Origin of the sequence: Mycoplasmopsis columbinasalis, from assembly GCF_900660705.1 — a bacterium.
In the GTDB taxonomy this organism is placed as follows: domain Bacteria; phylum Bacillota_I; class Bacilli_A; order Mycoplasmatales; family Metamycoplasmataceae; genus Mycoplasmopsis; species Mycoplasmopsis columbinasalis.
In genome coordinates this window covers 102,290-129,214 of record NZ_LR215043.1, presented here as the reverse complement: position 1 = coordinate 129,214, position 26,925 = coordinate 102,290, and the positions used below count along the sequence as shown (strand labels likewise).

General features: G+C 33.9%; 21 protein-coding genes. 13 read left to right on the top strand and 8 right to left on the bottom strand.

The annotated features are described in order from the left end of the window. Positions 1-10: 10 nt before the first annotated feature. From EXC55_RS00390 to mutM, 8 genes are all read right to left on the bottom strand, one after another. Positions 11-1,138 carry an MAG0770 family lipoprotein gene (locus EXC55_RS00390; RefSeq protein WP_129622724.1) on the bottom strand — a complete coding sequence of 376 codons (1,128 nt, stop codon included), beginning with the start codon at positions 1,136-1,138 and terminating at the stop codon, positions 11-13. After that, positions 1,128-1,910: a pseudouridine synthase gene (locus EXC55_RS00385; RefSeq protein ID WP_223211671.1), complete on the bottom strand. Its 783-nt coding sequence runs from the start codon at positions 1,908-1,910 to the stop codon at positions 1,128-1,130. The genes EXC55_RS00390 and EXC55_RS00385 overlap by 11 nt, the downstream gene beginning before the upstream one ends. Then, a complete protein-coding gene (locus EXC55_RS00380; RefSeq protein WP_129622723.1) occupies positions 1,864-2,964 on the bottom strand; it encodes a nicotinate-nucleotide adenylyltransferase in 1,101 nt (366 codons plus the stop codon). The genes EXC55_RS00385 and EXC55_RS00380 overlap by 47 nt, the downstream gene beginning before the upstream one ends. A 2-nt stretch (positions 2,965-2,966) precedes the next feature. Continuing rightward, on the bottom strand, positions 2,967-4,241 hold the full coding sequence (locus tag EXC55_RS00375) for a Y-family DNA polymerase (RefSeq protein WP_129622722.1): 1,275 nt from the start codon (positions 4,239-4,241) through the stop codon (positions 2,967-2,969). After that, positions 4,228-4,677, bottom strand: a complete 450-nt coding sequence (locus EXC55_RS00370; protein ID WP_223211670.1) for an iron-sulfur cluster assembly scaffold protein — start codon at positions 4,675-4,677, stop codon at positions 4,228-4,230. The genes EXC55_RS00375 and EXC55_RS00370 overlap by 14 nt, the downstream gene beginning before the upstream one ends. After that, positions 4,658-5,821 carry an aminotransferase class V-fold PLP-dependent enzyme gene (locus EXC55_RS00365; protein WP_129622721.1) on the bottom strand — a complete coding sequence of 388 codons (1,164 nt, stop codon included), beginning with the start codon at positions 5,819-5,821 and terminating at the stop codon, positions 4,658-4,660. The genes EXC55_RS00370 and EXC55_RS00365 overlap by 20 nt, the downstream gene beginning before the upstream one ends. 251 nt (positions 5,822-6,072) lie before the next feature. Continuing rightward, positions 6,073-6,396: a Smr/MutS family protein gene (locus EXC55_RS00360; protein ID WP_129622720.1), complete on the bottom strand. Its 324-nt coding sequence runs from the start codon at positions 6,394-6,396 to the stop codon at positions 6,073-6,075. After that, positions 6,397-7,224 (bottom strand): DNA-formamidopyrimidine glycosylase, encoded by an 828-nt coding sequence (mutM, locus tag EXC55_RS00355; RefSeq protein ID WP_129622719.1) that lies wholly within the window; start codon positions 7,222-7,224, stop codon positions 6,397-6,399. 67 nt (positions 7,225-7,291) lie between these two features. On the opposite strand from mutM, the gene ligA reads away from it, so the two are divergent. The 13 genes from ligA to EXC55_RS00290 all read left to right on the top strand — a co-directional run bounded on the left by ligA (position 7,292) and on the right by EXC55_RS00290 (position 26,846). Continuing rightward, positions 7,292-9,295, top strand: a complete 2,004-nt coding sequence (gene ligA, locus EXC55_RS00350) for an NAD-dependent DNA ligase LigA (RefSeq protein WP_129622718.1) — start codon at positions 7,292-7,294, stop codon at positions 9,293-9,295. 8 nt (positions 9,296-9,303) lie between these two features. Further along, positions 9,304-10,098, top strand: coding sequence for a triose-phosphate isomerase (gene tpiA / locus EXC55_RS00345; protein ID WP_129622717.1), 795 nt, complete (start codon positions 9,304-9,306; stop codon positions 10,096-10,098). A 288-nt stretch (positions 10,099-10,386) separates the two neighbouring features. Then, positions 10,387-11,754, top strand: coding sequence for an asparagine--tRNA ligase (asnS, locus tag EXC55_RS00340; RefSeq protein ID WP_129622716.1), 1,368 nt, complete (start codon positions 10,387-10,389; stop codon positions 11,752-11,754). A gap of 17 nt (positions 11,755-11,771) precedes the next feature. Next, positions 11,772-12,779: a hypothetical protein gene (locus tag EXC55_RS00335; protein ID WP_129622715.1), complete on the top strand. Its 1,008-nt coding sequence runs from the start codon at positions 11,772-11,774 to the stop codon at positions 12,777-12,779. Further along, positions 12,779-13,453 (top strand): RDD family protein, encoded by a 675-nt coding sequence (locus EXC55_RS00330; protein WP_129622714.1) that lies wholly within the window; start codon positions 12,779-12,781, stop codon positions 13,451-13,453. The genes EXC55_RS00335 and EXC55_RS00330 overlap by 1 nt, the downstream gene beginning before the upstream one ends. Positions 13,454-13,502: 49 nt before the next feature. Next, positions 13,503-15,752: an ATP-dependent helicase gene (locus EXC55_RS00325; RefSeq protein ID WP_129622713.1), complete on the top strand. Its 2,250-nt coding sequence runs from the start codon at positions 13,503-13,505 to the stop codon at positions 15,750-15,752. Positions 15,753-15,761: 9 nt separating this feature from the next. Further along, complete coding sequence (locus EXC55_RS00320) at positions 15,762-17,384, top strand: MHO_4530 family protein (RefSeq protein ID WP_129622712.1); 1,623 nt, start codon at positions 15,762-15,764, stop codon at positions 17,382-17,384. An 84-nt stretch (positions 17,385-17,468) separates the two neighbouring features. After that, positions 17,469-18,350, top strand: coding sequence for a DegV family protein (locus EXC55_RS00315; RefSeq protein WP_129622711.1), 882 nt, complete (start codon positions 17,469-17,471; stop codon positions 18,348-18,350). Positions 18,351-18,352: 2 nt separating this feature from the next. Beyond that, on the top strand, positions 18,353-18,973 hold the full coding sequence (locus EXC55_RS00310; protein ID WP_129622710.1) for a hypothetical protein: 621 nt from the start codon (positions 18,353-18,355) through the stop codon (positions 18,971-18,973). Between the two features lie 285 nt (positions 18,974-19,258). Beyond that, positions 19,259-21,211 carry a lipoprotein 17-related variable surface protein gene (locus EXC55_RS00305; RefSeq protein WP_129622709.1) on the top strand — a complete coding sequence of 651 codons (1,953 nt, stop codon included), beginning with the start codon at positions 19,259-19,261 and terminating at the stop codon, positions 21,209-21,211. A 245-nt stretch (positions 21,212-21,456) separates the two neighbouring features. Continuing rightward, complete coding sequence (locus EXC55_RS00300; protein ID WP_129622708.1) at positions 21,457-23,106, top strand: lipoprotein 17-related variable surface protein; 1,650 nt, start codon at positions 21,457-21,459, stop codon at positions 23,104-23,106. Positions 23,107-23,344: 238 nt separating this feature from the next. Further along, positions 23,345-24,994 carry a lipoprotein 17-related variable surface protein gene (locus EXC55_RS00295; protein WP_129622707.1) on the top strand — a complete coding sequence of 550 codons (1,650 nt, stop codon included), beginning with the start codon at positions 23,345-23,347 and terminating at the stop codon, positions 24,992-24,994. 238 nt (positions 24,995-25,232) lie between these two features. Continuing rightward, the gene (locus tag EXC55_RS00290) at positions 25,233-26,846 is read left to right on the top strand and encodes a lipoprotein 17-related variable surface protein (protein WP_129622706.1); all 1,614 of its coding nucleotides are present in this window, start codon (positions 25,233-25,235) and stop codon (positions 26,844-26,846) included. Positions 26,847-26,925 lie beyond the last annotated feature (79 nt).

The following is a 26,925-nucleotide window of genomic DNA, read 5'->3' as shown; positions in this document are numbered from 1 at the left end:
TGTCAAAGTTCTACACACCAAATTCATTAATGCTACGCACTAATGTTGCGCCAATAGCATTCATTTCTGCTAGTGGTTTAAATAATCTATCTTCGAATTGAGTAATATAGTTACTTACAAACAGCTCGGGGCCTTTGTTTTGATTAATCACAGTTTGTCAATTATCTAAAAATGTTTCAAAAGCGAATGTTTGCCCTTGTACCTGCGTATTAATAATAACAATTTTTTCGCTTGTAAGTCCTAGCGCAGATTTAGCGGCGATAAACCGTTGATAAAAATCAGTAATTGCTTGCGCTTTGTTGTTAGAGTTGATAATAATTTGTCCAGTTTGTGGATCGCGGTAAACAACAAACATCGATGTTCATTCGCGTCACAAATTTACCAGTGCGTGCACATGTCCATAAGTACCATCGGGGTTAAGCACATTGCCAAGTTTGGAATAATCAATTCCACTTTTGGAAGCATCATAAATTTTCGCAACAAAATCTGTGTGAAAACTTGCTGCATCAGTATTTAAACGAGTGAACAAAATGTCAGTTTTTTCCTTATCGCCATGATAAAAAGGTCAATCTTGACTTAAATATGGGTCGATTGTGAGAGTACGATAAAAACGTCCATAGGCAGTACGTTCAAAAGTTGTGAGCGCCGACTGCACAACTTCATCAATTTCACGATTTAAACGACCAAAATTTCAAATTTTAGCGGCAAAATTATCTTGGCTAAAAAAACCGTTAGTATTCAGGTCCATAGCTTCTAAAACTCAGGCTAAATTGGTTTTGAGCGACACAAAAGTGCCATCACTAGCATAATAACCAATGTCTTTAGCGTCGAAAGGTTGTTGTAACAAGAGCGAAATCTTGTTTTGGTTACTGATATTTTGCGTTCAGTAGTTGGTAATTTCGTTCACGCGTGCTCAATCTTTGAGTAAATATTTGTAGGCGCTTTCGTTTTGGTCTTTGCTTAGAAAGTTAGTAACTTGTTGGTAATTGTGCTGGTAAGTTTCTACGTTTTTAGCAAAATCAATGCTAAAAGTAACTTTAAGTGTTTGTTCTAGTTGATAAAAACTACTTGAGCAGCTAACTGTGCTCAAGACTAGAGGTACAGGTGTGAAGGTTAATCATTTTCATTTACTTTTCATGCGTTGGTTGTTCTTTAGTTTGAAGTCGTGCTTCTTGTTGGCGAACCAAGAATTTTAAGTCTTTGAGTTCTTTCAATTTTAGTGGGCGGTAAGCGCCAATTGGTAAATTTTGAATCGTTAAATTCGCATACTGAATTCTTTTTAAAGTTAGTACTTTTCGTTCGAAGTGTGCAAACAAAAGTTTGACATGGTGATAAGAACCTACGTGCAGAGTAACTAAGTATGACTTCTGATCAACTTGCTGTACAAGTTGGTGAGAAATTTTACCATTAACTAGAATCCCTTTGTTAATTTGGATTAATTCTCTGCGAGTTAATGGCGCATCAAGGCGTGCACGATATATGCGTTGAATTTCATATTTTGGGTGTGTTAATTGGTTAACTAATTTAAGGTCATTAGTTAAGAGCAAAGCACCGGTTGTATCGTAATCAAGCCTACCTACAGGTACTATACGTAAACTAGTATCAATTAAATCAACAACAGTTGTTCTTTTCTGTGGGTCACGTGCTGTGGTAATTGTTTTTGGTGGTTTGTTTAATAAAATGTAAACTAATTGTGGTGGTTCCAAGTCTAAAGGCTGGTTGTTAATGGTGATTAGATCAGCACTAGTTGCTAAACTTCCAAGGGGTGCGACTTGACCGTTTATGCGTACTTTCCCTTGTTGAATTAGTTTTTCTGCTTCGCGTCGCGAACAATAGCCACTAGCTGCAATTAATTTTTGTAACCTAGTTTTGTTTAAGTCAGTGATCATAGATTCTTTGTGTTGGTTCATCAAAAACAACTCCCTTAGCAAGGTTAAATTCATAATTAGCTCGCACCACAGCTACAAACCCGGCTTCGAAGTCTTCAAGCGCAAGCTTTCTAAGTTTCTGAATACCGGGTCAACGTCTGCCCTCGCAAATTTTGTCTGCAACAAATAAAATTTTATCGAGTATTGACATATCAATTGCCATCGTGGTATGAATTTTAATAGCGTGCAAAATGTCTTCATCAGACAACTTGTAAACATGTTTCAACCAATAATAACCAACTAACTGATGATACTCGTGTTTCTTGATACTTTTGGCTTGACTAAGCGGCATAAATCGTGCTAAAAATTCGACTGCCACTTCACCTTCAACATACTTACAAATATCATGAAATAAACCAGTAAAATATGCTTTCTTAACGCTGTAATTAGTTGCTTGTGCGAGTTTCACAGCAAATTCAGCTGTTTGGACACAGTGTTTAGCACGGTCAGGCCATCTTTTTAAAGTGTTGTGAACAATTTCTTTTGCGTACAAGAAATTTGCGCCAATGTAGCTAGCAACTTTATCGTCACAATATTCAAGGTGACCACTACGAATCGCAGTTGAAGATTCTTCGAACAATGGGTTTTTAAGCAAAATTACATTAAAACGCTTGGCATTGATGCGATTAATTTGTTTAGAACGACGAAAAGCAACAAGTTGACAGTTTGCAGCAATTTCTTCAATATATTCTCATTTATTAAGTTTAGGTAGTAAATCTGAACCCATTAAGAAGAAAAGCTGATCGTTTGGGAACTTTTGCCTAAAGTATCTAATTGTTTCAAAGGTGTAACTTACACCACCACGTTTTGTTTCAAATTCGCTTACAGTAAAATTAGGTTCATCAGCAAGTGCTAAATTCAACATATTGATACGATCTTGACTATCAGCGATACTTTGTTTCTTCTTGAAAGGATTTTTGGCCGCGGGAATAAAAATGATTTGATCCAGTTCTAGTTGCTTACTTGCTAAACGCGCAATTTCTAAATGTCCCTTATGCACAGGGTTAAATGAACCGCCAAATAAACCAATTTTCATTTTTACTCCTTACTTTTTTCATCTTCAGATTTGAATTTAATATTGTTTTTGCTATAAGTTTTATCACGCAAGAAATCTTTTCCAGTTAAAAATATTTTGTCATTACTTTGGCGATTTAAACCACGAATTACTTGTTTAACTTTTGTTACTTGTTCATTAACTTGCATTTTTTGTAACATTTTTTGCGTTTTTACTCTACTTGTTTCAAACAATTTTAACTGCTGACCAACATCTTCGATTGGTAAAATATGATTTAATTTTACTCCAACACCACGAATTAATTCGCCGTTTCAAAAAGAATTGAACGCTCTTAATATATTTTCTAAAATGTCATCATAATCATTTGTATAGTCAGTTAGCTTCAAATTTTTTCCATCTCAAGTGCGGTCCATTTTGCGAACAGTTACACCTACCGAATTGGTCACATAATCACGATTTCGTGCTTTGGTAACAATTTTACGAGTAAGAGTTTTGATAATATCAATAATTTCCTCTTCATTATTCATTTCACCGTGAAAAAAAGTAAAATCTGCAGAAATACTTTTAGCATTTTGCGGACTTTTTAGGTCATCGTCGCCAAGTCCTTGAGCTTGTTTAATAATACGATCACCAGTGGTGTGCATAATTGCATAAACTTCAGGACTATTGTATTCTAGTTTTGCTAAATCACCTATTTTATAGACTCCAATAGCATTTAACTTTGGTAAAGTTGCTTTGCCAATTCCAAAAAATTCAGATAAATCCAAAGGTCAAATCAATTCCTTGAAATTCTTCTGTGTAATCATACGTACACCGTTCGGTTTTGCTAGATTGGTTGCCATTTTTGCTAAAAATTTATTGTATGAAACACCGATTGAAATTGGAACTTTAAATTTTTGCGCAATATCTTTTTGTATGCCATAAGCTAACGTAATAGGATCTGACTCACCTAAAAAATTTGTTACATCAATTCAACATTCATCGATTGAAAAAATTTCGATTTTATCAGCATATTTTTGTTCTATGTAATTAAAAATTTTGGTCGATAACTCAGAATATAAATTGTAATCGGGCTCAACAACGATAGCTTTCGGTTCAACATTAAAAATCATATAAAGAGGTCAGCCCACCTTTACCCCTTTATTTTTTAATTCATAGCTAATTGATGTCGCAATTGAGTGGCGATTTCTTCTTCCAATTAATACTGGTTTGCCAATTAAACTAGGATTAATAGTTCGGTGTGCGCTCACAAAGAAAGAATCACAGTCAATATGAAAAATAGTTTTAGTTTTGGGCATCTTCAAATTTTTTAATAAGTAAACGTGGTAACATCATGCAACAGTTTAGGCGGTTGTGATGTAATTTAACATTATCAAAGACCATTAATTCACCGAGTAAATTTTGTTCTTCATCTGAGAGTGTTTTTCCTGTGAGCAATTTTTCATAAATTGCTATTTTATTGGTGTATTGCTCAAATGTATTATTTAAAAGTCAGTCGCACAAAATATCAGTCGAAGCAATAAAAAATGCACAGCCTTCACCTTTAAATTTGATATCAACTAATTTATTTTGATCGAAATGAGGTTCAATTACCAAAAAGTCGCCACAACTTTCACCATATTTTTTGGTTTCATTCTTAAATTTAACATCGTTGCTAACTTTAAACTTAGGCTCAAGATAATGTTTCATTATGATTTCGCGTTTTTGATTTTGATTAAACAACAAGAAAATCACCTCCATCCTTAAGAGCAGCTATTAAAGCGTCACAATCTGTTTTGTCATTATAAATTGCAAGTGAAATGCGAACAAAACTTTTTTCACTTCTGGTATTTTTAAGATATTGAGCGCAAAAAGCTCCAGCACGAACATAAATGTTTTTTGTTGCTAAATAGTGAGCAACATCTTGAGCTGGAATTCCTTTAATATTAAAAAGAACAATATGATTATCATTTGAGTTATATAACTGTAAATTAGGTATATTTGCTAAATTGTTGTACAAATATTTAGTAATTTCTTCAAGAGTTGCTTTGGTTTTTTTGTAACCTAAATGTTCGTTAAAAAAATCAATTGCTGCATCAAACATATGAATGGCACCGAGATTTGGAGTTCCAGGCTCCATATTCATTACACCTTGATTAATACAAATTTCTCCATCTTTTTCTACTGCATCAAGAGTGCCACCACCAATAAAAGTTGGTTGCAATTGTTCAGCTAAATGTTTTTGCATTGCTAAAACTCCGAAACCTGTTGGTCCGTAAAATTTATTTGCGCTAAAAACTACAACATCACTAAGTTGTAAATCAACCGGTTCACTTACAATCGCTTGAGCAGCATCATTGATAATCAAACCTTGATTTCTTTGTAATTTAGTTCTAATTTTTTGGATATCAAAATGCTTTTCTAATGTGTTTGTTACTTGTGAAAAAGCAACTATTTTTGTCTTTTCATTAATGTCGTTTTCAACGTTTTCAGAAAAAATTACTTTAGCGCCAACTTTATTAGCAAGCAAAATTCAAGGACCAATATTTGATGAATGGTTGTAATTTGATAAAAGAATTTGATCATCTTTTTTGATTAAAATTTCTAACATTGAAGCGATTTTATTTAAAGAATCTGTTGCGCCTGAAGTAAAAACTATTTTGTCCCCTGATTTTGCATTAAGTAATTTAGCAACTTTTGAACGCAAATTTTCAATAGTTTCTTTATTTTTAATTCCAATTGTTGCTTCACTTGTGCGTGTGCTTACCGCATATTTGGTATAAAAATCATTGCCAGCTTCAACGACTTGGAAGGGTTTTTGCATCATTGCAGATGAATCAAAATATACTATTTGATTTAGTAAGGGAAAAAACTTTTTCAATTCATTGTTGGATTTCATATTCTCACCTGCTAAATAAATTAATTTAAAAGTTAAGTTAGGGTAATTTAGCTTTCTGCTGTACTGTTAAATTTAATTTGTTTTCTAAAAATTTTCGTTTTATGGAGTTAAAAGAGAAATGGGATTAAAAAATAAATTTTTTGATTATAGTTATTATGTTTTTAAAAAGCATTATTAATAATGTAGTTTAAATAAAAATTCATTTCATCATTCGACATATGTTTCTATTTCATAGTTCTATTTGAAAAAAATTATTCATATTTTTTACTCAAATCATTTACATTGTAACCATCGTCACTGTAATCGAAATAATATTCATCGTCATCTACATAATATTGTTTAAATTCACGTTGAAGAAAAACAATAATTTCACCACCCTGATTTTCAATTGAATATTCATAATTTTCTTTGATTAGCAAGTCTAAGGCTGTAGTAAATAAAGCGCCATTACCTTTACCTGTGATAATGTGCACAACTGGAATTTTGATTCGAAGCGCGTTGTCTAATAAAATTACTACCTTGCTAATTGCTTGAATTTGGTCTAAACCATGTAGATCTAAAAAATTTGATGCCATTTATTTAAATTTTTGACAGTTGGAACAAAAATATGTTCCGCGGTTTTGTACATATATTTTTTCAATTGGATTTTGACAACGATAACAAGGTAAATTGACACGGGTGTGAACTTTTAAAAAGTTTTGATAATTTCCTTTTTTGCCATTTAATGAAGCATAAGACTGTATAGAAGAACCGCCTTCTTCTGTAGCTTTGTCCATAATTGCTTGCGCAACAGTTAAAAGCTGTTCAGCTGTTTCGAATGAAGCAATTTGATTGCAAGGAGTAAGTGGATGAATTTTTAGTTCTCACAAAACTTCGTTAGCATAAATATTACCAATGCCGAGCACAAGATTTTGGTCTAGTAAAGCGCTTTTTATAGGGACTTGCTTTTTGGCTAATTTGTTGAAAAATCAGTGTGGATCGGTTTGAGCAGGAATTTGCCCTAATTTGTGCAATGGTTCAGTAGTGAAAAGCTCAGTTTTGGTTTTAATGTGGAAAGTGCCAAATTGACGAGCATCATTGTAATATAGGGTTGAATTATCACTAAAAGTAAAAACCACATAGTCATGTGGCATTCGAGGGCGCATTTTGTGATAAGTGGCATATTTACCAGTCATTCGTAAATGACTAATAATGTATTTATCGTTTGTTAATTCAAATAAAATAAACTTTCCAACATTTGACATTGAAGTGATTTTTTCACCGATAACAAACAATTCAAATTGTTGAATAGTACTATTTTTTAAGAGTTTATCTAAAAATACTTCAACTTTTGTAATAGTTTTATTTAACACAATTTGTTCGAGTTGGCGCACTACTGTAATTACTTCAGGCATTTCAGGCATAGTTTAATTATAATTCGAAATATTTTTTGTAAAATTCAATTTTAAACCAAGACCCCAAGGAGTGTCAATGTCGAATCAAGCCCAAAATTTAACAATCAAAGCACAAATGAGCGAGCTTATTACTAAGTTAAATCAATGAAATAAAGAGTACTATTTAGATAACAATCCTAGTGTTTCAGATTTGATTTATGACCAAACTTTACTTAAACTTGAACAATTAGAAGCAGAATATCCAGAATTAATTTCTCCACTTAGCCCAACACAAAGAGTTGGTGGATATGTTGATACTAAATTTCAAAAAGTTGCTCACCAAACACCTATGCTTTCGCTTAACAAAGCTTACAACTTTGAAGAAATTACTAAATTTGTTGAGAACATTGAAAAAATTCTCCCGCTAGAGTCAATAATGTTTAATATTGAACCAAAAATTGATGGACTTTCAATTGCTTTGCATTATAAAAATGGCTATTTAGTACAAGCTTTAACTCGTGGTGATGGCCAAGAGGGTGAAGATGTGACACACAACGTTAGAACCATTGCAACCATCCCCCAATTAATTGACTATACACAAGACATTGAAATCAGGGGTGAAATTTATTTAAATAAAAATCAATTCGCCACAATCAACGCTGAATTAACAGCAAAAGGTGAAAAGGAGTTCGCTAACCCGCGAAATGCTGCCAGCGGAACTTTGCGACAAATTAATCCTGAAGTTGTGCGTCATCGCAAATTAGATGCATTTTTGTATGAAATAGTTGATGCACCGAAACACAATTTAACTTCGCAACACAAAGTTATTGAGTTTTTAGTTCAACTTGGACTTCCAACTAATCCAATGAATAAGTTAGTTGAAGTGGAAGATTTAGCTGATGAAATTGAAGCTTTTGCGGAAGTAAAAAATACTTTACCTTATGATGCTGATGGTTTGGTAATTAAACTTAATGATTTAACTTCTTGGTCAAAACTTGGCAGCACAGCCAAATTTCCTAAGCACTCAATTGCTTTTAAGTATGAAGTTGAAGTAGCAACAAGTACCATTTTAGATATTAAACCTACAGTTGGACGTACTGGCAAGATAACTTATGTAGCAGCTTTAGTTCCAGTAGAACTTAATCAGACAATGGTACAAGCCGCCACTTTACATAACTATAATTTCATTAAGAGTTTAAACATCGACATTGGTGATCAAGTCAAAATCATCAAAGCTGGAGAAATTATTCCTAAAATCATTGGTCAAGTTGTTCCTAAAAACCACACAAATTATCCTAAAGCATTAGTGTGCCCATCCTGTGGTGAAACTCTAGTTGAACTCGATGATAATGTCGACCAATTTTGTGTCAATGAAGCATGTTCAGAAGTCATTATCAACCAAATTTATCACTTCGCTTCACGTAAGTCAATGAATATTGTTGGCCTCGGACTTAGCACCGTGAAAGATTTTTACCGGGAAAAATTACTTACTAATATTAGCGATATCTTTGAACTTAAACAAAAAACTCAACAATTGTTAGCTTTACCTTTGTTTAAAGATAAAAAAGTTAACAACCTACTTACCAACATTGACACTGTTTGCAAAACCACTGCTTTCTACCGCGTGCTTTATGCTATCGGAATTAAAAATGTCGGCGAGAGAGCAGCCAAAATAGTTTCAAATTACTACAAAAATTTCACTGAAATTTTAGCTGATCCTAATCTTTCCAAACTCACAAACATTCCTAATATTGGACCAAAAATCCTTGATTCTTTGCAAAAATACTTCAAAAACGAAAAAAACTATCCACTTTTAACAAAATTGGAACAAAATATAAAGTACGAAGCTCCCTCGACAGCATTGGCTTCAACTAAATTGGCAAACTTAGTTTTCGTCATTACTGGTAAACTTTCGCAGCCTCGTGACCACTTTGTTGCACTCATTGAACAAAATGGTGGTAAAGTTGCATCTTCAGTTTCTGCTAAAACTTCTTATGTCTTAGCCGGCGAAGATGCTGGTTCAAAATTAGACAAAGCTCAAGCATTAAAGGTGGAAGTTCTTTCCGAAGCAGCCTTTACAGAGCTACTTAGCAAGGAGTAAGATTACGAATGAAAAAACTTTTTATTATGGCGAACTGAAAGGCACACAAGACTTTCACCCAAACAATGCATTTCGTTGATGACTTACGTGCTGTTTTGTACAAACGTATGCAATTAGATCCTTCAATTAAAGAAGCGTTACAAACGCATGAGTACGCAATTGCGACCCCTTTTATTAACATTCCAGCGTTACGAATTATGCTTTATAACCACAGCAATTTGTTCGAGAAAAGGCCTGAGTTTTTCAATTTATACATTGCTAGCCAAGATGTGTCAGAATTTGATGAGGGTGCTTTTACAGGCGATGTGCCCGCTTTTATGATTCAAGATTTAGGCACTAAGTATGTAATCATTGGCCACTCAGAACGTCGTAGGTTTCACCGTGAAAATGAATTTATCGTTAATACAAAAGCCAAAAAAACTTTAGCAGCAGGTATGATTCCTGTGATTTGTTTAGGTGAAACCATCGAAGAACGGAACGCCGGTAAAACCAAAGAAGTAATCATTAAACAATTAGAAACTTCACTCAAAGATATTGATCCTGCTAAGGTATTAATTTCTTACGAACCAATCTGAGCAATTGGTACACAAGCTGCTTCCCCAGAACAAGCTAACGCTATGTGTCAAATTATTCGTGAACACACGCAAAACAAGTGTCCGGTGCTTTATGGCGGGAGTGTCAAACAAGAAAATATTATTAAACTCGGCTCAATGCCACACATTGATGGTTTTTTAATTGGTGGCGCTTCACTCAAAGCCGAGTCATTTGCAGATTTAATTACCACTCGAATTGAAACTAATTAGCTTAATTACAATCAAAACCCACCTTCAACTGGTGCGTTTTTTATTTTCGAAAAAAGGCTAAACTTGTTAGTCATTACAAAAAGCTAAAATCTAAATTGCTGTGATTTTTTTAACTTAGAGAATTTGTGTTCACGGTAAACTTTGCACTTTTTGCTTTTTAGACAGAAAACACGCCAGCAAGTGCTTGCTCAGCGGCAAAAAAGTGAAAAAAATGATAAAATTTGTTAATTATTACAATTTAAGAGTTTGAAACTTGTTTCAAACTCAACTAAGGAAAGGCGAGAGTAAATGAAAGATCTCAGAATTAAGGATATTTTAGCAAAAATCGATAAATTTGATGGCAAAAAAATTGAACTCAAGGCATGAGTAGTTTCCAACCGGGGCAACCTGAAAGTGAGTTTTGTGACACTCAATGATGGTTCAACTACTGATTCATTGCAATGTGTGTTAAAAGCAAGTTTGCTTGGTGAAACCAGTTTGACACAGGCAAACGAATTACACCTTGGGTCAGCTGTGCGCGTAGTTGGCGAACTTAAGCACACTCCAGATGCGCCGCAACCAGCTGAGTTGGTGGTGAGTGAATTTGCAGTTTTGAGTTTAGCAAGTGGTGATTATCCAATTCAAAAACAACAAATCAACTTAGAAACCTTACGTGAATTGCCACACGTGAGACATCGTACCAATTTGTTACGTGCTGTGTTTTTAATTCGTTCAACTTTAGCTTACGAAGTGCATAAATACTTTATTGACAATGGTTTTATATACTTTAATGCGCCAATTATCACTAGCAATGACGGCGAAGGTGCTGGCGAAACTTTTAGTGTCAACGACGCTAATGCTGAGAAACCTTTCTTTGGTGCTAATAATGCCACGTTAGGTGTAACTGGTCAATTGCACGCCGAAAGTTATGCGCTTGGGTTCAAAAAAGTTTATACTTTTGCCCCAACTTTCCGTGCGGAACATTCTAACACCAAAAAACATGCTGCTGAGTTCTGAATGATTGAACCAGAAGTTGCTTTTTACAATTTACACGATGTGATTCACCTTGCTGATGATTTGCTTAAAACTGCGATCAAAAAAACAATTGAAAAACACCCACACGAATTTAACTTTTTACTTGAACACGTTGATGCTAACTTGCTCGATCGACTTAGTGCTTTCTGCCAACAAAAATTAAATGTCATTGATTATCGTGATGCGATTGCGGAACTTGCAAAAGTGAAATCAAGATTTGAAGATCAAAACATTCACTTCGGGCTTGACTTAGCAACCGAGCACGAACGTTATCTTGCCGAAGAACTATTCAAAGGACCTGTGGCTGTGATTAACTTCCCGAAAGCCTTCAAAGCCTTTTACATGCACCAAAATGATGATGACACAACAGTAGCCGCTTTCGACTTACTTGTACCTGGAATCGGCGAACTTATTGGTGGTAGTCAACGGGAAGTTCGCATTGATAAGTTAGAAGCAAGAATCAAAGAAGTTGGCATTTCGCAAGCAGACTTGCAATGATATTTAGACTTGAGAAAATTTGGTAATGCTGGTTCAGCAGGTTTTGGCGTAGGGTTTGAACGTTTAGTGATGTATGTTACTGGAGTTGATAACATTCGTGATGTTATCCCTTACCCACGTACTTCTGGCAACATTAAAATGTAGGATGAAAGTAATTTGTGATGCAAGCACTCACTATCTTAATTTCTGATGTTACTAGTCACAAAGAGCTAGAACGCATTTTGCAAGAACTTCGTCACCAAAGCGACCAAAATTTTAATGTGGCTTTGATTCTTAATGACAATAGCCCTAAACTTTACGCAACTATCGAACAAGCACTAGTAACTTTTGGCCAACGGTTGAGTTTTATGGTTAACAACAAGAGTCGTACTACCCAAGTTGACTTACGTGACATTTGACACCGGATTACTACTGATTATATGTTTGTCACATCTTGTGCAAATTCTTTCAAACCAAATGTCATTAAAAACCTCAATCAGGCTTTAGCACAACACCAACCCGATATCTTTGAATTTGCGCCTGAATTTTGCGCTGGTGTACGGTGAAAACCCAAGTCTCGTTTAGCAGCAGAGTTTTATCCAAATTTACAAGCGAGCAAAGAACTTTATGCTTATGCCTTCCCATTCTTATTTAACAAAGTTTTTAAAACCAAACTTTTTCAACAACTTCACACCGCAGAACTCTATGTGAGCAACGATTCGACCTTTTACTCTTTACTTTCCTTTCTTTTAATGCAAGTTGCTCAGAGTTATCAATTTGACGAAACAACCTATGTCACAGTTACCATCGATAACAACGCAAAATTACCGATTACTTCATACTATGAAGATATGAAGAAAATTGAGTTAATGGTGCGTAGCGTTTATCCGGACTTAGTTCAAGAAGTTAACTATAATGTGTCTTACTTTTTACAAGTAGTTTTATTATCAATGCTTGAATACTGACACTATCCTTTTGGAGCTAAATTATTCAAAGAAAAAGATCGTAATTCTTTAGTTAGTCACAACAATCGTGCCAAAATGTTACTTAAAAAGAACATTGAAAAGCGCAACAAAAGTCTTTCTAAAGACTTACTCGCCAACAAGTATATGCAATTGCACAACCCCGAAGCTGAGTTTTTGAATTTAGACTTTATTAAAACACTGCCACAGGGTGACGAACAACTCTAATGATTTTGCACAAAAATGCTAATTTCTGAAGCCGTTTGTGCGGGCATTGACTTGATTTCTTGTGTTTTTGTGCGTTAGTATTACCACACTACTGGTTTTTAGTTGGTCAAGGCACTACCAATCATTTTAGTCTTAAATTTTATTTGTTTATTTGTGTGAGCAATTTAGATGCTGCCATTTTGTTTGTGGGAATTCCATATTTAACTGCTGGCCGCACAGTCGGAATGTTAATTAACCGTCTCCAATTTATTGCTCAAACCAAAGCAACAAAATTTAATTTACATAAGATAATTTGACAAAAGGCCATCTTTTCATGTGGTTTTTGACTGCTTACTTCCTTGCTCTTTATCATTCTAATTTATCCTCAGGATTTTGCCGCTTTCAAGGAAGCAGTTGTAAAAAGAGACACTAGCAATTTCCGTTACACAATTGCCGCGCGTCTAATTGGCTCAATTAGTGTTTTAGGGCTCTTACTTTCGACTCTTAACTACATTATGATTCTTGTGAAAAAAAATAAATTAGGCTTTACTGACTTTTTTACTAACACACGTACAGTTTACCTAAAACACTATAACAAAGAGCTATTGAACACAATGGTACGTTTAATTCCTTTTAAACATAGCCATCAAAGCTATACCTTTGCTCAGAAAACAAACAACGAAACGACAACTTAACTTAAACAACAACTTATTTGCTGTCAACTAGGCATCAAGGAGAGATATTATGGCTCGCAAAGAAAAAATTTTACAAGATTTAAACCCCGATCAAGCTGAAGCACTCAATTATTTTAGCGGACCTTTAAGAATTATTGCAGGAGCAGGAAGTGGCAAAACGCGTGTTTTAACGCGCAAAATTGCTTATTTAATTAATGTTTTAGGTATTGTTCCTTCTGAAATTCTTGCTCTGACTTTTACCAACAAAGCAGCCAACGAAATGAGCGAGCGTGTGATGCAATATTCTAGTTATACAGAAAATCCTGCTGAGAACGTCCAAAAACCTTTAATTTGTACTTTTCACACATTTTGTTCAAAAATTTTGCGTGTTGAAGCTGATAAATTAGGTTTTGGGAGCGACTTTCAAATTGTGGATGATGTTGATAAAAAAGGAATTTTGACTAACATTTACAAAAATCACCATTTATCACCACAAGAAGTGAAATTTAGTCGAATTTTTAACATTTTCTCGATGGCTAAAAATCTTAACTACACAAGTGATGAACTTGTGCAAGCGATTAATGAAAGTGAAAATGATCCTGATGTAATTTCGACAAACAAATTAATCGGACAAATGTTTGACGAATATAATGAATTTTTGCAACAAAAAAATTGTTTTGACTTTGATGACTTAATTATTAAAGTGCACGAATTATTCAAAACTAATGCTGAAGTTAAAGATAAGTGAGCAAGCAAGTTTGAATTCATTTTAGTAGATGAATTTCAAGATACCTCGAAAATGCAGTATGAAATTATTAAAGACTTATGTTCAAAAGGTGCGCAACTAACAATTGTTGGCGATCCTGACCAAACTATTTACTCATGACGGGGCGCAGATGTTGATTTGATTCTCAACTTTGACCAAAACTTCCCCAATGTACATACTATTGTCTTGAACACCAACTATCGCTCAACACAAACCATTTTAAACGCAGCCAACAATCTCATTAAACATAACAAAAAACGTTTTTCCAAAGATCTTGTTACTGACAATGTCGGTGGCGAAGACATTGAGTTTTACCATGCCTTCAACCCAGAAGCCGAGGCTCGGTGAGTAGTGCAAAAAATTAACGAACTCAAAAAGAAAAAGATTCAACTGAAAAATATTGCTATTTTTTACCGTTCAAATTATTATTCACGTCCATTTGAAGAAGAATTAATGCGCGAGAATATTAACTACAAAGTTTTTAACGGTCAAAAATTCTTCCAACGCAAAGAAATTAAAGATGTTTTGAGTTATTTACGTGTCATTTATGACTTTAGTGACGTTTCTTTGTTACGAATTATTAACACGCCAGCACGAAAAATTGGTGATGCAACTCTGGCAAAACTAGAAACTTTTGCTGCTGATAAAGGAAAATCACTTTTAGATGCTCTGATTACTTACAACAAAGAATTGCCAGTTAGCACAACAGTACGAAATGAAATTATTAAGTTTTTAAACGCAATTCTTAGACATAACAAAGCACTCAAAAAATATTCAATTTATGAAACACTTAATTCGTTGCTAAAAGAAGTTGGTTATATTGAATATATTAAAAACGATCCAGGCCTAAAAAATAGTGGTGAAGACAACATCAAAGAGTTACTCAATTCAATTCGTGCTTGAGAAAAAAACAATGCTCCAACCAAAGGGATTAAAGAGTATTTAGAAGAAATTTCACTCTTTTCAGCTGGTGACGAAGTTGACACTGGCACCAATTACGTAACATTAATGACGGTTCATTCAGCTAAAGGTTTAGAATTTGACAATGTCTTTTTAGTGGGGATGAGTGACCAAGTATTTCCTCATCGTAGATCATTGCAAAATAAAAATCCAGAAGCACTTGAAGAAGAAAGACGTCTTGCTTATGTGGCTATTACGCGCGCTCGTAAGCGTTTGTTTGTAAGTGATAGTCGTGGATATACTGAAAATAATGAAGCTAAAAATCCATCATTTTTCATTACCGAAATGGGACTTGATGTTGAAGCTTTGATTACTAAAAATCAAGATGTTAACATTGATTTTTCAGAAATTTCCGAAGACAAAATTAAAGAAATTAACAAACACATTATTCCAGGTGACATAATCGCACATATTGTGTTTGGCGAAGGCACTGTTTTAGAAGTTGATCCTGACAAAATTAAAGTCGAATTTAAAGACAAAAAACACGGCATTAGGAGCCTTAGTAAAAATCATTCTGCGATGCGATTATTGAAATCACAATTTCTAGCTGATTTAAACACAACCAGCAGTGACACTAAGGATGAAATTAAATAAAGGAAATGAATGAACTTTATCTTATCAATTTCTTTCTTTATTATTGTTCTAGTGGTGTCTGTTGCAATTCTTATCACGTACGCGGTTAAACATTTTTATTTTGATGCTAAAAAGTTTAATCATGCATTTCAAACCACTGGTTTAATAATTTTTAAAATTGACGAAAAACGTCAAACCATAGCACGTGTAAGCGATAATACACTTAGTAAATTTAGTCCTTTTGACTATGGTTCAAAATTACTATTTAAACAATATTCATACAAGGACTTTAATGAATTTTTAGAAGCTTTTGAGTATGAAACTGCAAATAAAATTAGGACGTATCTAAGAACCAAAGATAAGCATAACGAAACTTTAACCATAGAAGCTAAATTCAAACCTGAATTTAGTTTTTCAAATTTACGACAAAAAGATCTCAAGTTACTTAACATTAAACAAATTACTGGCACATACAAAATAAACCTCGCAAGTATCGCCCAAGATAACGGATATTTTTATTGTTCTTTTAGCTGAAAAATTAATTTTCCTCTAAATCAAAAAATTAAATTGTATAAACTTAGCAACATAGAAAATAATATTGATTTAATTGATAAAAAGTTCTATTTTATAGGCGCATTCGCAGTAAAAAATCGCTTTAATTTTGGTGAAGATATTGAACAAATTTTGCAAAATATTGTAAAAATTTTAGGTCTTAGTCGCCAGTTAGGTTTTTTCTGATTTAAAAACGGAGTGTTGTATTTTCTTGTGCTTAAGAATACTGCTTTTGGGGTCAATTTATTGACAAAAAAAGTGAAAAAAAATCTCGACAATTTAGTTTTAGAAAACAATTTATATTCATACTGAAATAATTTTGGTTTTTTTGCTATCAATGGTAAAAAAGACATAAATCCAAAAGAAATAATGACCAAGGCTAACTTTTTGCTTTTTGACCAAACAAACAAGAATAAAGTGTGATTGTTAGAACAACAAAGTACTCAATTTGAAAATTTTAAAAGTACGCTTAGTGATTACGAACAAAAAAACGAATATGAAAACTTTCAAAAAGAAACAATTGATGTCATTGACATAACGCAAAACAATCAGAAAATTTATGAATTAGCTCAAATAAGAGTGCCAGGTTTCGAAAAAAAACAATCTGACTTTTTAAACGCTTGAACCATCAATAATGTTCGTTATGGTTTAAAACAAAATCGTTTTTTAATAGAGAATCACACAAATAATTTTCATCAACTTGTTTTGTTATCTGAATACGATTTTTGCCAAAATTACAACAATTATTACAAAAATCGCAACTTAACTCTCATTTTAAAACAATTAAACACGACTTTTAATGCCCATTTAATTTTGAATGAACTCGAACAAACTAAAAACACTACCAAAGTTGGAATTTATATCGACCATTTCAGCGATGAAACTATGCGTTTAATTAATTCTAATAAAATTCAAACGCTTATTATCTGCAAAGACTTTTTAAATAAACTCAGTTCTGATTCGAAATTAAATTTGTGTTTAATGAATTTAGTTGAAGCTGCCAAAAATAATCAAATAGAAATAATTTATGAAAACCCGCCACAAAATTTAAGTAAAACCATAGTTCAAAAACTTGAAATTGCTTATGTTTATCAAACATAGGAACATACTTTTAGTAAATATTTAGCGAATGTGTCTATAATATAATACTATACGTAAAAGTTTATTTCTGCTTTAGGGAGTAATATGAAAAAAATCGGATTTATCGTTGACTCATTTGCATGTATTGATCAAAAAGAAGCCGACGCTTTAGGCGTTGGGTTTTTACCTTTTCAACTTGATATAGATGGTACAGTTATTGATGATGATGGAATAACTTTATCAAGAGAAGAAGTGCTAACTAAAATTGGTGAAGTAAAAAACGTTAAAACATCGTTGCCTAAATTAAATAAAACGCACGAACTTTTTACGCAAATTTGTTCGCAATATGAAGAAGTAATTTATATGCCGATAAATTCCCATTTATCAGGAGCATCTAATGCAGCAAATAATTTCTTAGCTGAATTTCCAAATTTAAAAATTTATCACAACCATCTAGTAGGACCACAGTACTTCGAAGTAATCAATTTTATTCAAGAAGAATTGACTAAAGGTAAAGAAGTTGACGAAATTTTAGAAGTTGTTGACAAAATTCAAGCAGAAACTGTTACATTTATTTTGCCACAAAAACTTGAATACGCAATTAAAGGTGGTAGAGTAGGTGGTCTCAAACGTTTAGTGCTTAAAACAATAATGAAGATGAAGTTATTTCCTTATATTAAATTCAGTGAAACAGGTAACTCTACTCCTGGTATTGCGCGCAGTATCAAAAGTGCTATTAAACAAATTGTTGAGAAAATCCTAAAATTTAGTTCGGTAAAAACATTAGAAGAATTACATGAACGTTATAATATTTTTTGTATTTATGGCAATGATTATGCTTTTAATAAAGAGATTGAACAATATGCTCAAGAATTTGGTTTAATTCCAAACATTCACAAACTAAGCTCAGCTGTGATCGCAATTCATACTGGTCCAGAAGCAATTTCGTTTTCTATCTCACCTAAAACAAAATATTTTGCGAGTTAATTATGAAAAAAGCATTATTTTCACTTAGTTCTTTTACTCTAATATTACCTCTTACTACTTTGGCTTGCAATACTTCAACTTCGCAAGTAAGTGTTTCAGAACAACAAGAAATCGACAAAATTCTTGATGAAGCAACTTTTTCAGTAAAGGATAAAAACTTAACTAACCGTCAATTTACACTAGCTAACCTACAAGTCAATAATCTTGACACAACCAAATATGAAATTAAACTTGGCCAAATTCAATTCGTAAATTACGGTCAAATCAAAACAAAAATTTGAATTGTATCTAAGGTTAAACCAGTTTTAATTTCGAAACACATTAATTTAATTTTGCAAGAGATGAAACTTGCTAAAGAAGAATTGGATGACATTCAAAGTAAATTAAAAATTTATCTTAAGAATAATTCTTATACAGCAGAAGATTTTCAAAATGCTGGTGGTGATGCTTTTGAAGACGCTAGTTCAGTAGCAACGCTCAAGCAATATGTTAAACTTTCTTTTTCAAACAACAGAGTTATGAACGGTAAATATCAAACAACTTTAACGTTAACAGACTTAAAATTTAATCAAAACAAGCAGGATTATGTGCTTGATAATGTATTACCACGTGAAAATAAATAATAGTATTAATCACTACAAACAACCTCCACGCAGGTTGTTTATTTTTGCAAATTAAACTTAAATGTTCTTTCTTAGTATATTGAGAATAAAACTGCTGCTAGCAAAACTATGATTAAGAATTTCCAGGAACAAAGTAGATTTCACTAGTTGAATCTAACTATGAAATAGGTCTAGATCAAGAATTCAATCTAGATTAAACTTAGGTGCTAAATGCATAATTTTTAGCATTTTTACAACAAGAAATTTCTTTACAAAATAATTCAAACAATACACAAGGAGAGAAAAGTGAAACTCAAAAAATTCTCATTCTTATTGTCTGCTACTGCTGCAACAGTTGCAGTACCATTAGTTGCTGTTTCATGTGGTAAAACCGCAACAACACAAGTTACAGCACAAAGTCAATTAGACTTAATTAAGAAAGTAGCTTTCACTGGTGACAATCAAGCAACAACAGACCCCGCAACTGTTACCGTTGAACAACTTAAACTTCAAAAAGAAGATGGTAGCAAGTATGAAGCTCCAGCAGGCTCAAACATCGAAGCTCATATTAAACTTAAAGAAAACAATACTGGTGTAAATGCTGAAACTGGTAAACTTACAGTTATTGTTTCTGTAAGAAAAGGTACTTCAGAAACTCCAGTTACCAAAGAACTTGAAGTTACTGGAGAATTTAAGAAAACATCAAACCCATCTCCAGAAGCTGAAGTTACAGCACAAAGTCAATTAGGCTTAATTAAGAAAGTAGCTTTCACTGGTGAGAATCAAGCAACAACAGATCCTACAACTGTTACCGTTGCACAACTTCAACTTCAAAAAGAAGATGGTAGCAAGTATGAAGCTCCAGCAGGCTCAAACATCGAAGCTCATATTAAACTTAAAGAAAACAATACTGGTGTAAATGCTGAAACTGGTAAACTTACAGTTATTGTTTCTGTAAGAAAAGGCACTTCAGAAACTCCAGTTACCAAAGAACTTGAAGTTACTGGAGAATTTAAGAAAACATCAAACCCATCTCCAGAAGCTGAAGTTACAGCACAAAGTCAATTAGACTTAATTAAGAAAGTAGCTTTCACTGGTGAGAATCAAGCAACAACAGATCCTACAACTGTTACCGTTGCACAACTTCAACTTCAAAAAGAAGATGGTAGCAAGTATGAAGCTCCAGCAGGCTCAAACATCGAAGCTCATATTAAACTTAAAGAAAACAATACTGGTGTAAATGCTCAAGCTGGTACACTCACAGTTATTGTTTCTGTAAGAAAAGGTACTTCAGAAGCTCCAGTTACCAAAGAAATTCAAGTTACTGGTAACTTCTTAACTGCAGCAGCTAAAAAAGAAGCAGAAGTACAAGCTGAAGCAAACAAAATTACAGCTGTTGAATACTTAGACACTGCCGAAAGTGCAAAAGACAAAGTACTTCCATCAGCAGTTAATGTTACAAAAACAAATTTCAAAGCAAAAGAAAATGACAAAGACTATGTTGTTCCAGAAGCTGTTGGGGAAAAAGTTTGATCATGAGACGTTGCTAAAGTTTCTGATAATGATGCAGAAGGAAAGCTTACTGTTAAAGTAACAATTACATTTGATGGCGTGACAAAAGAATCGCAAGACATTGTGGTAGAAGGTTTCTTAACTAGCGACCAAAAAGCTGTAAATGATGCTAAAGCAGCAATTAAAAGTGCTGATTACGCCGACAAAGCTTCAGTTTTACCATCAGAAGTAACAGATTTAAAGAAATTTAGTGTTACTCAAACTCCAGATCCAGATGCAGGAATCACTGTTACTTATGGAATTGTTGCTAACTCGAAAAATAATGATGCTGGTACTTTAAAAGTTAAAGCTACCTTAACCAAGGGTGGCAAAACTGCAGTTACTGGTGAATTGGAAGTTAGTGGTTTCTTAACTACAGATCAAGACAACAAAAACAAAGCAGATGCAAAAGCAAACGAATTAGTTAATCAAACTCCAAAAGGTCCAGAAAGTCGAACCTGAGAATCAGTTGATGCGTTTGTAACAGCCTTTAACAATAGTGACGCTTCAGGTCAAGAATTAAGAAATGGCTTTAAATTTGATGGTCTTGCTGATGGATACAGAGCAGTATTTAAAGATGGTGCAGTTAAAAAAGAAAGTGACCAAACAAAAGCAACTCTTAAATTTACAGTTAACTTCAGTGGTCAAACTTCTGAAGAAAAAACAGTTGACTTTACAGTTCCTATTACTCCTACATCATCATCATAAGATTAATTACAACACTATTTTTTAAACGAGCAATTTTGCTCGTTTTTTTCTGCTTTTTGAGAAGTAGCAACAGTAAGAATTTCCAGGAACAAAGTAGATTTCACTAGTCGAATCTAACTATGAAATAGGTCTAGATCAAGAATTCAATCTAGATTAAACTTAGGTGCTAAATGCATAATTTTTAGCATTTTTACAACAAGAAATTTTTTTACAAAATAATTCAATCAATACACAAGGAGAGAAAAGTGAAACTCAAAAAATTCTCATTCTTATTGTCTGCTACTGCCGCAACAGTTGCAGTACCATTAGTTGCTGTTTCATGTGGTAAAACCGCAACAACAGAAGTTACAGCACAAAGCGAGCTCGACAAAATTACAGCAGTAGTTTTCACTGGAACAGATCAAGCTAACACTTCAGTAAACAATGTAACGAAAGAACAACTTAAACTTAAAACTGGCGAAGCAGATTACAAAGCTCCAACTGGTAGCGATGTAAAAGTTGCTTTTGAAATTACAACAAGATTAGCGGTTGATGGCTCTTTAAAAGTTAAGGTTTCAGTACAAAAAGGCGCAGAAAAACCTCTAACAAAAGAATTACCTTTAACAGGTTTTAAAGCTGAACCTGCAGTTCAAAACGTTACACAAGCAGAAGTTGACGCTGAAGCAGCTAAAATTACAGCTGTTGAATACAACGGTGCTGAAGCAAGTGCTAAAGAAAAAGTGCTTCCATCACAAGTTGCTGATGCTAAGTTAGTTGTTAAAGCAGGAGAACAAAACTATGTACTTCTTGTTGGCGGCAACTGAGCAACAGAATTTGTGAAAACACCAGATGATGCAGCAGGTACTTTAAAAGTTAAAGTAAAAGTTACTAGCGGTACACTTTTTGCTGAATCAAAAGAAGTTACTTTAAATGACTTCTTAACTAGCGCAAATAAAAAAGCAGCAGAAGTACAAGCTGAAGCAAACAAAATTACAGCTGTTGAATACTTAGGCACTGGCGAAAGTGCAAAAGACAAAGTACTTCCATCAGCAGTTACTGTTACAAAAACAAATTTCAAAGCAAAAGAAAATGACAAAGACTATGTTGTTCCAGCAGCTGTTGGGGAAAAAGTTTGATCATGAGACGTTGTTAAAGTTTCTGCTAATGATGCAGAAGGAAAACTTACTGTTAAAGTAAAAGTTACTTTCGATGGCGTGTCAAAAGATTCAAAAAACTTTGTATTAGAAGGTTTCTTAACTGCAGCAGCTAAAAAAGAAGCAGAAGTACAAGCTGAAGCAAACAAAATTACAGCTGTTGAATACTTAGGCACTGATGCAAACGCAAAAGACAAAGTGCTTCCATCAGCAGTTACTTTTATAAATACAAATTTTAAAGCGAAAGTAAATAACAATAACTACGATCTCCCAACAGCTGTTGAAGGAAAAGCTTGATCATTAGATTTTGTTAAAGTTCTTGCTAATGACGCAGAAGGAAAACTTACTGTTAAAGTAAAAGTTACTTTTGATGGCGTGTCAAAAGAACCAACAAATACTTTTGAATTGGAAGGTTTCTTAACTACAGATCAAGACAACAAAAACAAAGCAGATGCTGAAGCAACTAGATTAGCAGCAACACAAGTTTCAATTACAGGTGAAGAAACATGAGCAGATGTTAATGCATTTGTTGCTGCATACAATAATGGAGAAGCAGCAGGACAAACATTAAGAGGTAAATTCTCATTTGCAAACAAAACACCAGACTATTCTGTTGTATTTAGAACAGGAGCAACCCCTAGTTCAACAGAAGCTGCGACTAAAGCAACTCTTAAATTTACTGTTAGTTACAAAGGTCAAGCTTCTGAAGAAACAGCAGTTGACTTTACAGTTCCTATCACTCCAGCACCATCACAAGGTTAATTACAACACTATTTTTAAACGAGCAATTTTGCTCGTTTTTTTCTATTTTTTGAGGAGTAGCAACAGTAAGAATTTCCAGGAACAAAGTAGATTTCACTAATCGAATCTAACTATGAAATAGGTCTAGATCAAGAATTCAATCTAGACTAAACTTAGGTGCTAAATGCATAATTTTTAGCATTTTTACAATAAGAAATTTCTTTACAAAATAATTCAATCAATACACAAGGAGAGAAAAGTGAAACTCAAAAAATTCTCATTCTTATTGTCTGCTACTGCTGCAACAGTTGCAGTACCATTAGTTGCTGTTTCATGTGGTAAAATCGCAACAACAGAAGTTACAGCAAAAGGCGAGATCGACAAAATTACAGCAGTAGTTTTCACTGGAACAGATCAAGCTAACACTTCAGTAAACAATGTAACGAAAGAACAACTTAAACTTAAAGCTGGCGAAGCAGATTACAAAGCTCCAACTGGTAGCGATGTAAAAGTTGTTTTTGAAATTACAACAAGATTAGCAGTTGATGGTTCTTTAAAAGTTAAAGTTTCAGTACAAAAAGGTGCAGAAACACCTCTAACAAAAGAATTACCTTTAACAGGTTTTAAAGCTGAACCTGCTATTCAAAACGTTACACAAGCAGAAGTTGACGCTGAAGCAGCTAAAATTACAGCTGTTGAATACAACGGTACCGAAGCAAGTGTTAAAGATAAAGTGCTTCCATCACAAGTTGATGATGCCAAGTTAGTTGTTAAAGCGGGTGAACAAGGCTATGTACTTCCTGTTGGTGGTAGCTGAGCAACAGAATTTGTGAAAACACCAGATGATGTAGCAGGTACTTTAAAAGTTAAAGTAAAAGTTACTAGCGGTACACTTTTTGCTGAATCAAAAGAAGTTACTTTAGATGGCTTCTTAACTAGCGCAAATAAAAAAGCAGCAGAAGTACAAGCTGAAGCAAACAAAATTACAAATGTTGAATACTTAGGCACTCGTGAAAAAGCGAAAGACAAAGTACTTCCATCAGCAGTTACTGTTACAAAAACAAATTTCAAAGCAAAAGAAAATGACAAAGACTATGTTGTTCCAGCAGCTATTGGGGAAAAAGTTTGATCATGAGACGTTGTTAAAGTTTCTGCTAATGATGCAGAAGGAAAACTCACTGTTAAAGTAACAATTACTTTTGATGGTGAGTCAAAAGATTCGAAAGACTTTGTGTTAGAAGGTTTCTTAACTGCAGCAGCTAAAAAAGACGCAGAAATACAAGCTGAAGCAAACAAAATTACAGCTGTTGAATACTTAGGAACTGATGCAAACGCAAAAGACAAAGTGCTTCCATCAGCAGTTACTTTTATAAATACAAATTTTAAAGCGAAAGTAAATAACAATAACTACGATCTCCCAACAGCTGTTGAAGGAAAAGCTTGATCATTAGATTTTGTTAAAGTTCTTGCTAATGACGCAGAAGGAAAACTTACTGTTAAAGTAAAAGTTACTTTTGATGGCGTGTCAAAAGAATCAACAAATACTTTTGAATTGGAAGGTTTCTTAACTACAGATCAAGACAACAAAAACAAAGCAGATGCTGAAGCAACTAGATTAGCAGCAACACAAGTTTCAATTACAGGTGAAGAAACATGAGCAGATGTTAATGCATTTGTTGCTGCATACAATAATGGAGAAGCAGCAGGACAAACATTAAGAGGTAAATTCTCATTTGCAAACAAAACACCAGACTATTCTGTTGTATTTAGAACAGGAGCAACCCCTAGTTCAACAGAAGCTGCGACTAAAGCAACTCTTAAATTTACTGTTAGTTACAAAGGTCAAGCTTCTGAAGAAACAGCAGTTGACTTTACAGTTCCTATCACTCCAGCACCATCACAAGGTTAATTACAACACTATTTTTAAACGAGCAATTTTGCTCGTTTTTTTCTATTTTTTGAGGAGTAGCAACAGTAAGAATTTCCAGGAACAAAGTAGATTTCACTAGTCGAATCTAACTATGAAATAGGTCTAGATCAAGAATTCAATCTAGATTAAACTTAGGTGCTAAATGCATAATTTTTAGCATTTTTACAACAAGAAATTTCTTAACAAAATAATTCAATCAATACACAAGGAGAGAAAAGTGAAACTCAAAAAATTCTCATTCTTATTGTCTGCTACTGCTGCAACAGTTGCAGTACCATTAGTTGCTGTTTCATGTGGTAAAACCGCAACAACAGAAGTTACAGCACAAGGCGAGCTCGACAAAATTACAGCAGTAGCTTTCACTGGAACAGACCAAGCTAACACTTCAGTTAACGACGTAACAAACGAGCAACTTAAACTTAAAGCTGGCGAAGCAGATTACAAGGCTCCAACTGGTAGCGATGTAAAAGTTGCTTTTGAAATTACAACAAGACTAGCAGTTGATGGTTCTTTAAAAGTTAAAGTTTCAGTACAAAAAGGCGCAGAAACACCTCTAACAAAAGAATTATCTTTAACAGGTTTTAAAGCTGAACCTGCTGCTCAAAACGTTACTCAAGAACAAGTTAACACTGAAGCAGCTAAGATTACAGCTGTTGAATACAACGGTACCGAAACAAGTGCTAAAGATAAAGTGCTTCCATCACAAGTTGATGATGCCAAGTTAGTTGCTAAAGCAGGAGAACAAAACTATGTACTTCCTGTTGGTGGTAGCTGAGCAACAGAATTTGTGAAAACACCAGATGATGTAGCAGGTACTTTAAAAGTTAAAGTAAAAGTTACTAGCGGTACACTTTTTGCTGAATCAAAAGAAGTTACTTTAGATGGCTTCTTAACTAGCGCAAATAAAAAAGCAGCAGAAGTACAAGCTGAAGCAAACAAAATTACAGCTGTTGAATACTTAGGTGCTGGTGAAAAAGCAAAAGACAAAGTGCTTCCATCAGCAGTTACTGTTACAAAAACAAATTTCAAAGCAAAAGAAAATGACAAAGACTATGTTGTTCCAGCAGCTGTTGGGGAAAAAGTTTGATCATGAGACGTTGTTAAAGTTTCTGCTGAAGATGCAAAAGGAAAACTTACTGTTAAAGTAAAAGTTACTTTCGATGATGTGTCAAGAGAATCAAAAGATATTGTGTTAGAAGGCTTTTTAACTAGCGACCAAAAAGCTGTAAACGATGCTAAAACAGCAATTACAAGTGCTGATTACGCCGACAAAGCTTCAGTTTTACCCTCAACTGCAGATGTAACTAAATTTAGTGTTACTCAAGCTCCAGCAGCTGGAATTGCTGTTTCTTATGAAATTGTTGCTAACTCACAAAATGACGCTTCTGGTACTTTAAAAGTTAAAGCTACCTTAACCAAAGGTGATAAAACTGCAGTTACTGGTGAATTAGAAGTTAGTGGTTTCTTAACTACAGCTCAAGATGCAGCTGCTAAGAAAGCTAAGGCAGATGCTGAAGCAACTAGATTAGCTGCAACTAATGTTACATATTCAGGAAGTCTAACTTGAGCATCAGTTGATGAGTTTGTAGCAGCCTTTAACAATAGTGAAGCTTCAGGTCAAACATTAAGAGAAGCCTTCACATTTGCTGATGTTGCTGAAGGATACAGAGCAGTATTTAAAGATGGCGCTGTCAAAAAACAGACGATGAGTCTAAAGCAACTCTTAAATTTACAGTTAGCTTCAGTGGTCAAACTTCTGAAGAAAAAACTGTTGACTTTATGGTTCCTATCACTCAACCATCACAAGATTAATTACAACACTATTTTTTAAACGAGCAATTTTGCTCGTTTTTTTCTGCTTTTTGAGGAGTAGCAACAGTAAGAATTTCCAGGAACAAAGTAGATTTCAC